This is a genomic window from Streptomyces sp. NPDC058579 (genome assembly GCF_042718575.1).
Taxonomy (GTDB): domain Bacteria; phylum Actinomycetota; class Actinomycetes; order Streptomycetales; family Streptomycetaceae; genus Streptomyces.
Map to the genome: position 1 here is coordinate 18,649 of NZ_JBHXPI010000045.1, position 14,482 is coordinate 33,130.

General features: G+C 71.6%; 16 protein-coding genes. 11 read left to right on the forward strand and 5 right to left on the reverse strand.

Annotated features, from left to right (window positions below; genetic code table 11):
* Positions 1 to 12 precede the first annotated feature (12 nt).
* The 4 genes from ACFWRO_RS31745 to ACFWRO_RS31760 all read left to right on the forward strand — a co-directional run bounded on the left by ACFWRO_RS31745 (position 13) and on the right by ACFWRO_RS31760 (position 1,614).
* Positions 13 to 528, forward strand: coding sequence for a MarR family winged helix-turn-helix transcriptional regulator (locus ACFWRO_RS31745; RefSeq protein ID WP_384516392.1), 516 nt, complete (start codon positions 13 to 15; stop codon positions 526 to 528).
* Between the two features lie 105 nt (positions 529 to 633).
* On the forward strand, positions 634 to 1,119 hold the full coding sequence (locus ACFWRO_RS31750; RefSeq protein ID WP_384516395.1) for a sigma factor-like helix-turn-helix DNA-binding protein: 486 nt from the start codon (positions 634 to 636) through the stop codon (positions 1,117 to 1,119).
* Complete coding sequence (locus tag ACFWRO_RS31755) at positions 1,116 to 1,364, forward strand: hypothetical protein (protein ID WP_384516398.1); 249 nt, start codon at positions 1,116 to 1,118, stop codon at positions 1,362 to 1,364. Before ACFWRO_RS31750 ends, ACFWRO_RS31755 begins: the two co-directional genes overlap by 4 nt.
* A gap of 58 nt (positions 1,365 to 1,422) precedes the next feature.
* Positions 1,423 to 1,614, forward strand: a complete 192-nt coding sequence (locus tag ACFWRO_RS31760) for a DUF1059 domain-containing protein (RefSeq protein WP_384516402.1) — start codon at positions 1,423 to 1,425, stop codon at positions 1,612 to 1,614.
* A gap of 57 nt (positions 1,615 to 1,671) precedes the next feature.
* Here ACFWRO_RS31760 and ACFWRO_RS31765 read toward each other — a convergent pair whose 3' ends face one another.
* Positions 1,672 to 2,826, reverse strand: a complete 1,155-nt coding sequence (locus ACFWRO_RS31765) for a cystathionine gamma-synthase (RefSeq protein ID WP_384516405.1) — start codon at positions 2,824 to 2,826, stop codon at positions 1,672 to 1,674.
* A 73-nt stretch (positions 2,827 to 2,899) separates the two neighbouring features.
* Here ACFWRO_RS31765 and ACFWRO_RS31770 point away from each other — a divergent pair, with 73 nt between their 5' ends.
* The 5 genes from ACFWRO_RS31770 to abc-f all read left to right on the forward strand — a co-directional run bounded on the left by ACFWRO_RS31770 (position 2,900) and on the right by abc-f (position 9,570).
* Entirely contained in the window at positions 2,900 to 4,009 is a 1,110-nt protein-coding gene (locus ACFWRO_RS31770; protein WP_384516408.1) for a hypothetical protein, read from the forward strand.
* Between the two features lie 200 nt (positions 4,010 to 4,209).
* A complete protein-coding gene (locus ACFWRO_RS31775; protein ID WP_384516411.1) occupies positions 4,210 to 5,817 on the forward strand; it encodes a M48 family metallopeptidase in 1,608 nt (535 codons plus the stop codon).
* Complete coding sequence (locus tag ACFWRO_RS31780; protein ID WP_384516414.1) at positions 5,814 to 6,947, forward strand: hypothetical protein; 1,134 nt, start codon at positions 5,814 to 5,816, stop codon at positions 6,945 to 6,947. The genes ACFWRO_RS31775 and ACFWRO_RS31780 overlap by 4 nt, the downstream gene beginning before the upstream one ends.
* Before the next feature lie 101 nt (positions 6,948 to 7,048).
* Positions 7,049 to 7,708 carry a peptide-methionine (S)-S-oxide reductase MsrA gene (gene msrA / locus ACFWRO_RS31785; RefSeq protein WP_384516418.1) on the forward strand — a complete coding sequence of 220 codons (660 nt, stop codon included), beginning with the start codon at positions 7,049 to 7,051 and terminating at the stop codon, positions 7,706 to 7,708.
* A gap of 230 nt (positions 7,709 to 7,938) precedes the next feature.
* Complete coding sequence (gene abc-f / locus ACFWRO_RS31790) at positions 7,939 to 9,570, forward strand: ribosomal protection-like ABC-F family protein (RefSeq protein ID WP_384516420.1); 1,632 nt, start codon at positions 7,939 to 7,941, stop codon at positions 9,568 to 9,570.
* Here the strand turns inward: abc-f and ACFWRO_RS31795 are convergent.
* Positions 9,553 to 9,909 carry a DUF1330 domain-containing protein gene (locus ACFWRO_RS31795; protein ID WP_384516422.1) on the reverse strand — a complete coding sequence of 119 codons (357 nt, stop codon included), beginning with the start codon at positions 9,907 to 9,909 and terminating at the stop codon, positions 9,553 to 9,555. The genes abc-f and ACFWRO_RS31795 overlap by 18 nt on opposite strands.
* 129 nt (positions 9,910 to 10,038) lie before the next feature.
* Complete coding sequence (locus ACFWRO_RS31800; RefSeq protein WP_384516425.1) at positions 10,039 to 11,118, reverse strand: NAD(P)-dependent alcohol dehydrogenase; 1,080 nt, start codon at positions 11,116 to 11,118, stop codon at positions 10,039 to 10,041.
* 128 nt (positions 11,119 to 11,246) lie between these two features.
* Between ACFWRO_RS31800 and ACFWRO_RS31805 the strand changes: the two genes are divergently transcribed.
* Positions 11,247 to 12,110, forward strand: a complete 864-nt coding sequence (locus ACFWRO_RS31805) for a helix-turn-helix domain-containing protein (protein WP_384516427.1) — start codon at positions 11,247 to 11,249, stop codon at positions 12,108 to 12,110.
* An 81-nt stretch (positions 12,111 to 12,191) separates the two neighbouring features.
* Here the strand turns inward: ACFWRO_RS31805 and ACFWRO_RS31810 are convergent, their stop codons facing one another.
* Both ACFWRO_RS31810 and ACFWRO_RS31815 read right to left on the reverse strand, forming a co-directional pair.
* Positions 12,192 to 13,460, reverse strand: a complete 1,269-nt coding sequence (locus ACFWRO_RS31810) for an Ig-like domain-containing protein (RefSeq protein WP_384516429.1) — start codon at positions 13,458 to 13,460, stop codon at positions 12,192 to 12,194.
* 224 nt (positions 13,461 to 13,684) lie between these two features.
* Complete coding sequence (locus ACFWRO_RS31815) at positions 13,685 to 14,056, reverse strand: hypothetical protein (protein ID WP_384516432.1); 372 nt, start codon at positions 14,054 to 14,056, stop codon at positions 13,685 to 13,687.
* A gap of 110 nt (positions 14,057 to 14,166) precedes the next feature.
* On the opposite strand from ACFWRO_RS31815, the gene ACFWRO_RS31820 reads away from it, so the two are divergent.
* Positions 14,167 to 14,427 (forward strand): LAETG motif-containing sortase-dependent surface protein, encoded by a 261-nt coding sequence (locus tag ACFWRO_RS31820; RefSeq protein WP_384516435.1) that lies wholly within the window; start codon positions 14,167 to 14,169, stop codon positions 14,425 to 14,427.
* Positions 14,428 to 14,482: the final 55 nt, after the last annotated feature.

Here is a 14,482-nt window from a genome sequence, read left to right on the forward strand (position 1 = left end):
GCCCCCACAGCCATGCCCACATCTCAGGACATGACGACTGAGCTTGACCCCGGTCTCCTCGATGCCCTCCAGCACCAGGTGGCCGTCTTCGCCCGCCGGGCCGAACAGACCCGCCTCGGCGGCACCGGGCAGCTCCGCAACTCGATGGACCGCGCCGCCTACCTGCTCCTGAACCGGCTCGACCAGGAAGGCCCGATGGGCGTCAAGGCGCTCGCGGCCGGCATGGGAATCGACTCGTCCACCGTCACCCGCCAGGTCGCCCCGCTCGTCGACACCGGCCTGGTCAAGCGCACCTCGCACCCGGAGGACGGGCGCGCGGTCGTGCTCCAGCTCTCCGCGCGAGGCCTGGCCCGCCTGGAGGAGGTCCGCGCCTCGCGCCGCGAGCTGATGGCGCAGGTGACGGAGGGCTGGACGGCGGCGGAGCGCGAGTCCTTCTGCACCCTGCTCACCCGCTTCAACTCGGCTCTCTCCGCCCGCCAGTCGGGCCTCCCGCCCGCCACCGGCACGGAGCCCACCGCCACGTCCTGACGGACATCCCGACGGACCTCCCGGCGGGCCTCCTGACGGACCGTCCGGTGGATCGCCTGCCGCCGGCCTCTTGACCCCTGCCCTCCCCTGTCCTCATATGAGGACGTGCGAGATCGGCAGGACGCGCGGACGGGCGAACCCCGATTCCGCACCCGGCAGTTCGAGGCGTTCGTGGCGGGGGCGGCGGGGCGGCTCCTGCATGCCGCGACGCTGCTCACGGCCGAGACCCGGTCCCACAACCCGCACGCCCAGGCCCTGTTGACCGCCTCCCTCGCCCACACCTACGCCCAGTGGGACCGGCTGCGCGGCGAGGACCCGTACGACCGCACCCGCGCCGACCTCGCCGCCCGCTTCGCCCGCACCGCCTGGCGCCACCACCGCGGCCGGGGCGGCATCCTCTCCGCGCTCACCCCGCAGGAACGCCTCGTGCTTGTACTGCGGCTGTACGAGGGCGTGGCCGAGGAGCAGACCGCGGCCCTGCTCGGCCTTCCCGAGGACCGGGTACGGGCCGTCTGCGCCCGCTCCGTGTCCGCCCTGCGGGACCGGCGGCGCGGGCAGGGCGGCGGACCGGGCGGGAGGCTCGCCTCGTGAGCCGGTACGAGGACAGGGAGGACGAGGTGCGGCGGATGCTGGACGCCCCGCATCCGCAGGTCCCCGCGGACCTGGTCGCCCGGGCCGTCGAGCGCGGGAACCGGCTGCTGCACCGAGACCGCGCGCTGCGCAGGGCCCTGTGGGCGCTGCTGCTCGCGGCCGTACTCGTGTTCGTGGTGTGGGCGTCGGTCGTCGAGCCCTGGCAGGGCCCCGCGGAGACGACGCCACCGCTCGAAGGCTGGTGACGGCGGTCCTAGGCTGGAAGGACCGGAAGGAGCAGGCGAGCGAGCCGAGGAGGTCGTCATGACCAGGAAAGTCGCCGACTGCCGCAAGGAACCCAGCGTGATGGGATGCACGCTCACCATCACCGGTGAGGAAGAGGAAGTCGTCCGGGCCGCGACCGAGCACGCGATCTCGGTGCACGGGCACTCCGACAGCCCCGAGCTGCGCGCCATGGTGCGCGAGAGCCTGGAGGACGAGAAGGTCGCCGCCTGACCGGGCGCCCTGAGGCGGGGCCCGGTCAGGCTGCGGCACGTACCGGCCCGGTACGTCCTAGCCCAGCGCCTGGCGCAGGTCCGCCAGCAGGTCCTCGACGTTCTCGATGCCCACCGAGAGCCGGACGAGGTCCGCCGGTACTTCGAGGGCGGAGCCGGCCACGCTCGCGTGCGTCATCCGGCCCGGGTGCTCGATCAGCGACTCGACACCGCCCAGGGACTCGCCCAGGGTGAAGAGCTTCGCGCGGTTGCAGACGGCGACCGCCGCCTCCTCGCCGCCGGCGACCCGGAAGGAGATCATCCCGCCGAAGGACTTCATCTGCTTGGCCGCGATCTCGTGGCCCGGGTGCTCCGGCAGACCCGGGTACAGGACCTGGGTGACCTTCGGGTGCTGGGTCAGCATCTCCGCGACCTTGGTCGCGTTCTCGCTGTGCCGGTCCATCCGTACCGCCAGCGTCTTGATGCCGCGCAGCACGATCCACGAGTCGAACGGCCCGGCGACCGCGCCCATCGCGTTCTGGTGGTACGCCAGCTCCTCGCCGAGCGCCTCGTCGGCCGTCACGAGCGCGCCGCCCACGACGTCCGAGTGGCCGCCCATGTACTTCGTCAGCGAGTGGACGACGACGTCCGCGCCGAGCGCCAGCGGCTGCTGGAGGTAGGGCGAGGCGAAGGTGTTGTCGACGACCAGCTTCGCGCCGGCCGCCCGCGCCACTGCCGCGACCGCGGGGATGTCGGTGATGCCGAGCAGCGGGTTCGACGGGGTCTCGACCCAGATCGCCTTCGTACGGTCGTTGACGGCGCCGCGCACCGACTCGACGTCCGAGGTGTCCGCGACGGAGAAGTCGACGCCCCAGCGCTGGACGACCTTGGCGAAGAGCCGGAAGGTGCCGCCGTAGGCGTCGTTCGGGATCACCACGTGGTCGCCGGGCGCGAGCAGCGTCCGCAGCAGGCAGTCCTCGGCCGCGAGACCGGAGGCGAAGGCCAGACCGCGCCTGCCGCCCTCCAGGGCCGCGAGGTTCTCCTCGAGCGCGGTGCGCGTGGGGTTGGCGCTCCGGCTGTACTCGTAACCGCCGCGCAGCCCGCCCACGCCGTCCTGCTTGTACGTGGACACCTGGTAGATCGGCGGGACGACCGCGCCGGTCAGCGGGTCGGCGGTGTTGCCCGCGTGGATCGCGCGGGTCTCGAAGCTCTGGTGGATGTGCTCGTCGCTCATGACTCAGGAGCGTAGTCCCGAGGGCGGGGGCCCGCCGCCCATCGTCTCGGGGAGTGTCCTGGACAATGGACACATGGAGATTCTCTGGTTCCTGATGGTCGCCGCTCTGCTGGTCACTGTCGTGACCCTGTCCGTGCGGCGCCGCCGGTCCGGTGTCGGCATCCGTCAGGTCGCGCCCGGCTCGCCGGACGCCGCCGACCCCGAGGCGTACGGCTTCCTGCGCCAGGAGGAGCAGGACGTACGGATGCCGGGGCCCGACCGCGACCTGCTCGACGTGCTCGACGTGGTCCAGGCGACCCAGGAGTGGCGGGCGGCCTCGCAGCTGCTCGCCGGTACGGGGAAGGAGGGCGAGCTCCGTTGGCAGCGCGTCCAGGCGTTCGCGGGCGCGGCCTCCCTCGAGCTCCAGCAGAAGCCCGGCGTCGGCGGGGCCTGGCTGCGGGCCTGGCGGGCGGAGAACCCCAAGGACGCGGGCGGGGCCGAGGTCCACGCGGAGTTCCTGGTCCAGCAGGCATGGCGCTCGTCCTCGACCGGCACGGACGAGTTCCGGATCATCCTCGAAGAGGCGAAGAAGGCGAGCGAGGAGGCGGCGCTGCTCGCCCCCGGCGACCCCGTCCCGTACATCACGCAGCTCACCGTCGCCCGGGGACTCGGCTACAGCCACGAGGAGTTCGACCAGGTCTGGGCGAAGATCATCGACCGGGCGCCGCAGCACATGGGCGCGCACCTGGCGGCGCTGCACTACTGGTGCGAGAAGTGGCACGGCTCGCGTGAGGACGCCGACCGCTTCGCGACGGCGGCCGCCGCGCGCGCCCCGCAGGGCTCGCTGCTCGCCGCGCTGCCGCTGTTCGCGGTCTACGAGCACCTGCCCGAGATCGTGCTCGTCCAGGACTTCTTCCGGACCGAGGTGGTGCGCAAGGCGATGGAGGGCGCGCTGTACGCGGTCCACTCGGCGCGCTCCGACGACCCGATGCTGGCCCACGTCCGGCACCTGCTCGTCCTCTTCCTGGTCCGCGCGGAGCGCTGGTCGGAGGCGATGGACCAGCTGGTCCACGTGGACGGTCACATCGGCGCCCTCCCGTGGACGCTGAACGGCGACCCGGCGGCGGAGTACACGGTGTACCGGAACCTGGCGGTGGCCGGTTACGAGGCGAACGGCGGCAGCCCGGCGACACTGCGCAGCTGACGCCACCCACCCACTTCACTCGCTCAACGGCCCGCTTCCTCGGAAGCGGGCCGTTCCGCGTGACGGGCACCCGCGCACCGGCGCCGCAGCCCCGCCGACCACTGCTTTTCGGCCACCGTGCATACTCATCCGGTTCCGCACCACCCTGCGGACCACACCATCGAACCACCCGTCATATCCCTGGGGGGGATCCCGACCTGATGGGCCCATATCTGCGCGCCTTCCGCGCGCTCGTTCTTCTCGCCGGGTTCTACCTGCTCGGCTTCGTCCTGCTCGCCGTTCTCGGCGTCCTGGACTACCTCGCGTTCGAGTTCACCGCCGGCGCTCTCGCCGCGAAGATCCTGATCGTGTCGGTGGTCCTCGCCGTCCCGATCGTGCGCGGCATGTTCATGCTCCGTACGCCCGCCCCGGAGCCGCCCGTCGGCATCCGCGTGACGGAGGCCCAGGAGCCGCGGCTCTGGCGGACCGTGCGTGAGCTCGCCGAGCAGGTCGGCACCCGCGCACCGGACGAGATCCTTCTCGTCGACAAGGTCAACGCCGCCGTCGCCGAGGAGGCCAAGCTCTTCGGTCTGCGCGGCGGAAAGCGGACCCTGCTGCTCGGTCTGCCGCTGATGTCCGGCATGGACGAGCGCCAACTGCGCGGTGTGCTGGGCCATGAGCTCGGCCACTACAGCAACTCCGACACCCGCCTTACCCCGCTCATCCGCCGCGGTCACCTCCAGCTGACGCGCACCATCGAGCACTTCGAGGAGCGCGCGGCGAAGAAGGTGTCCAAGGAGCGCGCCAAGCAGGAGAAGGCCGCCGACCGGCGCGTCACCAAGGGCAAGAAGGCCAAGGAGATCAACACCACCGGCTCGGGTGTCACGTACAAGGCGATGGCGAAGATCTACACCGCCTACGCGAAGTTCTACCTGCGCGCGACCCGCTCCATCGGGCGCCGCCAGGAGCTGGCCGCCGACCTCGCCGCCGCGCGGATCGTCGGCCGGGACGCCTACGCCTCCGCGCTGCGCGAGATCAACGTCCTCGGGCCCGCCTACGACTTCTACCTCCGCTGCTACGCCGTCATCGGCACCGGCGTCGGCCTCATGCCCCGCGAGGGCGAGGTCTTCGGCGGCTTCCGGCACCTGCTGCCCGCCCGCGCCGAGGAGTTCGGCGAGCTGCGCGAGGACCTGCCCACCGAGCAGGACCCGTACGACTCCCACCCGCCGCTCGCCGACCGGGTCGCCCGGATCGAGGCGCTGCCGGCGGACGCGACGGACCCGCAGGGTTCGGACCGCCCGTCCCTGGAGCTGCTCTCCGACCCCGTGGGCGCGTTCACCGCGCTGGAGCGGGTCATGCTCACCCCGGAGGCGCTGGCGCTGACCCGGGTGGACTGGGAGGAGCTCGTCCACCGGAGCATGACCCGGATGATCGAGGAGGGCGCCGAAGGCATCCGGCAGGCCGTGGCCGCCGAGACGGGCGGCTCCGCCGAGACCGCGCTGCCCGCGCTGCTCGACGCCGTCCAGGCGGACCCGGCGGTGCTGTGGCGGATCGCCGACCGCTTCCCGAAGTCCGAGGAGGCGGCCGCGGCGACCGGCCGGGCGGCCCGCGAGTTCGCCCGCCCGGTGGTCCGGCGGGTCCTGAACCAGTTGGTCTCCGTCGAGCTGACGGCCCGCGGCACCACCCGCTGGGCGCTGTCCTGGTCCGACTCCGCCTACCTCCGCTACCCCGAGGGCGGCTTCGAGGACCAGCTCACGCTGGCCCTGGACGCCGCCGTCGCCGACCGCCCCGACACCGAACCGCTGCGAAAGCTGGTGCTTGCCTCGTGATCATCTTCCTTTCGGTGCTCGGCGCACTGCTGCTGTTCGTCGTCGGCTACGTGCTGCGCGGGGTGTACTACATCCGCAAGGCCAAGGCCCTGGAGGCCGAGGTCGCCCAGCTGGAGGCCTCGCGCGAGGCCGACGAGGCCGAGGCCGCGCGGGCGGTCGTCGCGCGGGGCTTCGTACCGGGCGACGAGCTGAACACCGAGCTCGCCGCGCCGCCGACGGCGGAGCGGACCGCCGCCCTGGCCGCGGTCGAGGCGGGCGACTGGGAGGCCGGGGCCGCCTGGATCGAGGCGGCCGGCGGCCAGAACTGGGACGAGCGCTGGGAGCGGATCCGCGCCCTCGCCGAGCTCGCCGCCACGGACGACGCCTGGCTCCTGGAGTGGCAGGCCGCCCGGCCCGGCGACCCGGTCGCCGCGCAGGTCAACGCGGACGCGTCGGTGCTCGTCGCGTGGAACGTGCGCGGGAGCAAGCGGGCGAACCAGACCACGCGGGAGCAGTTCCGGGTCTTCCACCAGCTGCTGGCCAAGGCCCAGGAGGCCGCGCACGAGGCGGCCCGTCTCGCCGACCCCGCCGATCCCCTCCCGTACATGATCGAGCAGCCGATGGCGATGGGCCTGGGCTACTCGAACGAGCGGTACGAGGAGCTCTGGGCGGAGATCACCAAGCGGACGACGACGTCCCTGAACCCGCACACCGGTGCCCTGCAGTACTGGTGCGCCAAGTGGAGCGGCTCGCACGAGGAGGCGGAGGCGTTCGCCCTGGCCGCCGCCGCGAAGGGCGCGCCGGGCGAGCTGCTTTCGATGCTGCCCCTGTACGCGTACTTCGAGCAGGAGCAGCACGAGAGCGACATCGACCCGGACGTCTGGCTGAAGGAGCCGAAGATCGTGGCCGCGGTGGACGCGGCCCTGGCCGACGTGGCCGCCGCGGCGCCCGACGACCCGCGGACGGTACGGGTCCGGCACCTGCTGGCGTGGTTCCTGTACTGGCAGGACCGGTACGAGGAGGCGGTGGAGCAGTTCCGGCTGATCGACGGCTGGATCGGCCACGCGCCGTGGACGTACTCGGGCGATCCGCGGGACCGGTACCTGAACGTCCGTGACTACGCGGTCCGCCAGGTGCACGCCACCGACTGATCGGTCTTGGCGCGACGGTGACCAGGGACGGGGGCCGGGAGGGGGAATCCCTCCCGGCCCCCGGGCGTTGTGCGTAACGCCCACCGTCGAGGAGATGCCGCATGTTCCTGTCACGCACCCCCGTCCTCCCCACGCCCGAGCAGGCGCTGAAGGGCCGTCCCGAGCCCGAGTACTCGGTGCCCGAGCGCCACACGGTCCTGGGCAACGCGCTGCTCGGCCCCTACCCCGAGGGGCTCGAGGTCGCCGACTTCGCCCTCGGCTGCTTCTGGGGCGCCGAGCGCAAGTTCTGGCAGACCGAGGGCGTCTGGACGACCCTGGTCGGCTACCAGGGCGGCCTCACGGAGAACCCGGTGTACGAGGAGGTCTGCTCCGGCCTCACCGGCCACACCGAGGTCGTCCGGGTCGTCTTCGACCCCGCGAAGGTCTCGTACGAGCAGCTGCTCAAGCTCTTCTGGGAGTCCCACGACCCGACCCAGGGCTTCCGCCAGGGCAACGACGTCGGCACCCAGTACCGCTCGGCGCTCTACCCCCACTCCCCCGCCCAGGCCGAGACCGCCGAGGCCTCCCGCTCCGCGTACCAGAAGGTCCTGACCGGCTCCGGCTACGGCACGATCACCACGGAGCTCCTCCCGGCCGAGGGCCGCACCTTCTACCCGGCCGAGGGCTACCACCAGCAGTACCTGGACAAGAACCCGGCCGGCTACTGCGGCATCGGCGGCACGGGAGTCTCCTGCCCGATCGGCGTCGCGAAGGCCGAGTAGCCGGGTAGTCCCCTGAGGCAGCGCACGGCCGGGGCGTCCCCGAAAAGGGCCGCCCCGGCCGTGGGTGCTCTGGTTACACTCGATCGCATGGGTTCGTACTACTTCTTTCTCTGATTTCGGCCGTGGACACGGTCTGACCCGCTGATCCGGCGCCCCTCGGGCGCGGCAGTGGTGGTCCCGGTGTCCCCTCTCCCGGCCCGAACGAACCCGCCACCCCAGGGAAAGATCCCATGCGCGATCGCGCCCAGTTGACCGTCCATGACGTCTCCAAGTCCTACGGGACCCGCTCCGTCCTCGAACAGATCTCGTTCTCCGTGCGCCCCGGCGAGAGAGCCGCCGTCATCGGGGAGAACGGGTCCGGCAAGTCCACGCTGCTGCGGCTGCTCGCCGGGGCGGAGGGGCCCGACAGTGGGCGGGTGACCGTCCGGTTCCCCGGTGGCGTCGCCCGGCTCGCCCAGACGCTCGCCGAGACCTTCGGCGTCGGCCCCGAGCACACCGTGCGCGACACGATCGACGCGGCGCTCGCCGAACTCCGCGCGATGGAGCGGGAGATGCGGGCCGCCGAGGAGTCGCTCGGCTCCGCGACCGCCGAAGAACTCACCGCGTACGGCGAGCTGGCCGCGCGGTACGAGGAGCGGGGCGGGTACCAGGCCGACGCTCTCGTCGACGCCGCGCTGCACGGGCTCGGTCTCGGCCACGTGCCGTACGAGCGGCCCGTCGGCACGCTCTCCGGCGGCGAGCAGTCCCGGCTCGCCCTCGCCAGCGTCCTCGCCTCCGGCGCCGAACTGCTGCTGCTCGACGAGCCGACGAACCACCTCGACCGGGCCGCCGCCGGCTGGCTGGAGGAACGGCTGCGCACCCACCGCGGCACCGTCGTCGCGGTCACCCACGACCGCGCCTTCCTGGAGGGCATGGCGACGACCGTCCTGGAGGTCGACCGGGACACGCGGGCCGTGAGCCGGTACGGGGACGGCTGGTCCGGCTACCGCGCCGCGAAGGCGGCGGCCCTGCGCCGCTGGGCCCAGGAGTACGAGGAGTGGCGGGAGGAGCTGGCCCGTACGGAGGAGCTGGTGGCGGCGGCCGGGCAGCGGCTCGCGGGCTCCGGCAAGGACCCCCGGCAGGGCTTCGGCAAGCACCGGCGCTCGTCGGAGAACAAGCTGTCCGGGCAGATACGGGCGGCCAGGACCCGGCTCGAACAGCTCCGTACGTCTCCGGTGCCGCCCCCGCCGGAGCCCCTGCGGTTCCGGGCGGCGTTCACGACGACGGCCCACATCGAGAGCGAACGGCGCGTGCTCGCCGAGCTCGCCGACATCGTCGTCGGCGACCGGCTGCGGCTCGACAAGCTGCGGGTCTCCGCGGGCGACCGGCTGCTCGTCTCCGGGCCCAACGGGGCCGGCAAGACGACCCTGCTCCGGGTCCTCGCCGGGGACCTGCGGCCCGACAGCGGCACGGTCGTCGTCCGGTCCGCCCGGGTCGGGTACCTGGCCCAGGAGCTGCCGCCCGTACCGTCCTCGAAGCCGCTGCTCACGGCGTACGCGGCGGGCCGCCCCGGTCTCCCCGAGGAGCACGCGGACGAGCTGCTCGCGCTCGGGCTCTTCCGGGAGGAGGACCTGACCGTTCCCGTGGCGCGGCTCTCGGTGGGCCAGCGGCGGCGCCTGGAGCTGGCCCGCCTGGTGACCCACCCCGCCGACCTGCTGGTCCTGGACGAGCCGACCAACCACGTGGCGCTCTCCCTGGTGGAGGACCTGGAGGCGGCCCTGGCCGCCTTCGAGGGCGCGGTGGTCGCGGTCTCGCACGACCACCGGTTCCGCGCGGGCTTCGGCGGGACCCGTCTTGAGCTCCGCTCAGGCCGTACGGCTTGACGCTGCGCGCAGCATCGCGGCGGTCGTCGCCGGGTCGTACCCGGGGGCGACCCCGTCGATCAGCAGCAGGTCGCCCGGGATGTGCCGGGCGCGCAGCGGGATCAGCTCCTGGTACGCGGCGGAGTCGTACCAGCGGCGGGCGTGGTCCATCGACGGGAAGGAGACGAGGACGAGGTCCTGGGGCCACGCGCCCTCCCGGACCTCCCGCTCGGGAGCGCCGTGGACGAGGAAGCTGCCGCCGAAGGGGTCGAGCGTGGACTGGACGCGCTCCATGTAGGTGAGGACGTCGTCGTGGATGCCAGGCTGCGGGGTCAGGTTCGCGAGGGCGTATGCGGTCATGACGCAAGGGTGCCGGGGCATGCCGTACGGGGTCGATTACCTCGTACGTCATGCCCCGGCACGCCCTCAGGCCCTCAGGCCCTCAGGTCCTCAACTCCTCAGGCCCGCAGGCCCCGAGGCCCGAGTTCCTCAGATCGTCGACGCGTCGATCACGAAGCGGTACCGCACATCGCTCGCGAGCACCCGCTCGTACGCCTCGTTGATCTGGTCGGCGCGGATCAGCTCGATCTCGGCGCCCAGGCCGTGCTCCGCGCAGAAGTCCAGCATCTCCTGGGTCTCGGCGATGCCGCCGATCGCCGAGCCGGCGAGCGTCTTGCGGCCGAGCATCAGCGGGAACAGGTTGAGCGAGATCGGCTCCTCGGGGGCGCCGACGTTCACCAGCGCGCCGTCGGTCCTGAGCAGCCCGAGGTAGGCGCCGAAGTCGAGCGGGGCGGAGACGGTGGAGACGATCAGGTCGAACGTACCGGCCAGCTCGGTGAAGGTCGCCGGGTCGCTGGTGGCGTAGTAGTGGTCCGCGCCCAGCTTGAGGCCGTCCTCCTGCTTCTTCAGCGACTGGCTGAGCACGGTCACCTCGGCGCCGAGCGCGTGGGCGATCTTGACGCCCATGTGCCCGAGGCCGCCGAGGCCGACGATCGCGACCTTCTTGCCGGGGCCCGCCTGCCAGTGGGCGAGCGGCGAGTAGAGGGTAATGCCGGCGCAGAGCAGCGGAGCGGCCTCGTCGAGTGCGATGCCGTCCGGGATGCGCAGGGTGTAGTTCTCGTCGACGACGATGTGGGTGGAGTAGCCGCCGTAGGTCGGCTCGCCGTCCTTGCCGAGGGCGTTGTACGTGCCGACCATGCCGCCGCCCGTGCAGTACTGCTCCAGGCCCTGCAGGCAGTACTCGCACTCGCGGCAGGAGTCGACGAAGCAGCCGACGCCGACACGGTCGCCGATCTTGTGCCGGGTGACGCCGGTGCCGACCTCGGTGACGACGCCGGCGATCTCGTGGCCGGGCACCATCGGGAAGATGCCCTCGCCCCAGCCGTCACGGGCCTGGTGGATGTCGGAGTGGCAGATGCCGGCGTACTTGATCTCGATGAGCACGTCGTGCGCGCCGACGGGGCGGCGGGGCACGGTGGTGCGCTCCAGCGGCGCGTGCGCGGCGGGGGCGGCGTAGGCGGCGACAGTGTCGGTGGCGAGGTTCGCGGTGGTCGTGGCGCTCGTGGTCATGGCACCACCGTGCCGAAGTACGGAGCCGCCACCCAGCCCTCTGTTCTGCCTACGACCAGCGTGCCTACCACTGGCAGGGACAGGAACACCTGGCCGTCCGCAGGGACGACCTGGGATAATCGGGTCGCATGGATCTCAGTGCCGAACTCAGCGAATTCCTGCGCTCGCGCCGGGCCCGGCTGAAGCCGGAGGACGTGGGCCTGCCGGACTACGGCCGCCACCGCCGCGTACCGGGCCTGCGGCGGGAGGAGCTGGCGCAGCTGGCCGGGGTCTCCGTCGCGTACTACACGCGCCTTGAGCAGGGCAACGGGCGCAACGTGTCCATGGAGGTCCTGGACTCGATCGCGCGGGCGCTGCGGCTGACCGACTCCGAGCGCGCGCATCTGACGCACCTGGCGAAGCCGACGGCGAAGAAGAAGCATCACCGGGCGACGATCGCCCGGCCCCAGCAGGTGCGGCCCGGCCTCCGGCAGCTGCTCGACTCGATGGAGACCGTCCCGGCCTTCGTCGTCGGCCGGCGCCTCGACATCCTCGCCTGGAACCGGATGGCCCGGGCGCTGATCGGCGACTTCGCGACCTGGGAGCCGCGCGAGCGGAACATGGCGCGGATGCTCTTCCTCGACCCGAACTCCCGCGATCTGTACATCGACTGGGACTGCAAGGCGACCGAGACGGTGAGCGTGCTGCGGCTGTACGCGGGCTGCTACCCGGAGGATCCGGCGCTGCTGGAGCTGGTGGGCGAACTGTCGGTACGGAGCGAGGAGTTCCGCTCGCTGTGGGCGGCGCACACGGTCGCCGACAAGGGGCACGGGAGCAAGCGGCTGCGGCATCCGCTGGTGGGCGAGATGACGCTCCAGTACGAGTCGCTGAGGGTCGCGGGCCCGGACCCGGATCTCATGCTGGTGACGTACCACGCGGAGCCGGGGACGGCCTCGGCGGACGCCCTGCGGCTGCTCGCGCAGTGGGGCGTGGACGAGCCGGCCGTCCGATAGCGGGAACGGGACGGTACGAAGAACGGCGGCCCCCTCCACACGGGAGGGGGCCGCCGTTCTCACAGACGCGTACCGGTCGGATCAGACCGCCGAGCCGGCCTTCCAGGCGGACCAGCTCATGTTCCAGCCGTTGAGGCCGTTGTCCGGGGCGATCGTCTTGTCCTTGGAGTTCTTGACGATGACGACGTCGCCGACGATCGAGTGGTCGTAGAGCCAGGCGGCCATCTGGTTCGGGTCGCCGGCGCCCTTGACGTCGTTCAGGCCCACGCAGCCGTGGCTGGTGTTGGCGGAGCCGAAGATCGAGTCCGGGCCCCAGTAGTTGCCGTGGATGAACGTGCCCGAGGTGGACAGGCGCATGGCGTGCGGGACGTCCTTGATGTCGTACTCGCCCTTGCCGTCGTCGTCGGTGAAGCCGACGGTGGCGCCGTTCATCCGGGTCTCCTTGAACTTCTCGGAGATCACCATCTGACCGTTGTAGGTCGGGTTCTCCGGGGAGCCGGCGGAGATCGGGATGGTCTTGACCGTCTTGCCGTCCTGCTTGATCGTCATCGTCTTCGTCGCGACGTCGACGGTGGAGACCTGGTTCCGGCCGATCTTGAAGGTCACGGTCTTCTGCTGGACGCCGAAGACACCCTTGGCGCCCTCGACGCCGTCGAGGTCCAGCTTCAGCGTGACCGTCGAGCCCTCGGTCCAGTAGTCGTCGGGGCGGAAGTCAAGGCGCTGGGAGTTGAACCAGTGCCCGACGACCTCCTGGCCGGTGCTGGAGGTCACCTTGACGCCGCCCTGGACGGCGGCCTTGTCGGTGATGGCCTTGTTGAAGTTGATCGACACCGGCATGCCCACGCCGACGGTGGAGCCGTCCTCGGGGGTGAAGTTGCCGATGAAGCTGTTGGCCTGCGAGACGGTGGTGAAGGACGAGTTCTCGTGCGCCTCCAGGCCGTCCGCGTCCTTCGCCGTCGCCGAGAGCTTGTAGACGGTGGCGCGCTTGAGGGCCCCGGTGGGCTTCCAGCTCTTGCCGTCGGCGGCGATCTCACCCTTGACGGGGGTGCCCTCGGCGGTGGTGAGCGTGACCTCGGTCAGCGTGCCCTCGGTGACGGAGACCTTGGCGTCGTTGTTGATCGACGCGTTGGCCGCACCGTTCTTCGGCGAGATGGCTATCTGGGCCTTCGACGTCTTCTGCGCCGCGGCCTCGTCGACCTGAGCCTGTGACTGGTCCGACTTGGAGGGATCGGCCGCGCCGCTCTTGTCCCCGTCGCTGCACGCCGAGAGCACCAATACGCCGCTGAGCACCGCGGCAGCCGCCGCCAGGCTCCTCCGGCGCTTGCTGTCCGTCATCACACGCTTCTCCATCGTCGCCGAATCCCTGCCAACACTCGTCACTCGTCTGAACATCCATGAGACCCTGCCCGGTTCCGCGAGCGGGGAGTTTGTGGGCAACGCCACTGATCAACACGTACGCACGGAGCGTTCGGTTCCCGTATGCGTTTCTCGAACGCGGTCCCGTACAGGGCGAAGCCCCGGTACGGAAGGCCGTACCGGGGCTTCGAGGGGGTGTGGCGCCCCCGTCAGACCTGTCAGACCCGTTCCGTGTCTTCCGCGCGCTCGTCTTCGTCCTCGTCCTCGTCCTCGTCCACCTCATCTTCCTCGTCGAGGTCCCACTCCTGGGCATCGGGGTCGTGGTCGACCTCCTCGCTGCTCCACGAGGCCTGTACGAGCTCGATCCCGGGGACCTCGCTGACCAGGTCGAACGGTTCGATCAGATAGGCCAGCGCCTCGGCGTTGTCCTCGCGTACGGCGGAGCGGGCGTGCACGCGCTCCTCCTCCGGCATGAACTCGTCGGTGTCGATCCGGCCGAGGGCCGCGCCGGTCAGCTCCTCGGAGCCGGTGATCTCCAGGACGACTTCCACCCGAAGCCGTACATAACGTGATGTCTCGGAAGTGCTCATACGACGGAGCGTAGGCCGCCGGGGCGCTCGACTTTCATCCGACCCGCTGTGTTCATTAGCATCGTCGGCAGCTGCCAATTCGCGGTTTCCGCAAGGGGGATCGAATCTCTGTGTCCGTCGCACGACGCCCGCTGCTGACCGCCACGACGGCCGGGGCGCTGCTCTTCGCTCTCTGGTTCGTCCCGTCCGCGAACGCGACCGACGAGGGCCGCGTGGGCGCGGCCGGGCAGGAACACACGGCCGAGGGCCCGCGGCTCGCGGAGACGGGCGGCCCGAACACGACGCCGTACGTGATCGGCGGGACGGGCTTCCTGGCGGTCGGGGCCGGGTTCGTAGCCCTGGCGATGAGACGCGGGGGCCGCGCGCACTGAGGCGTACTGAGCTGTACGAGGAAGGGCCGCCGCCCCGGCTGGGGACGGCGGCCCT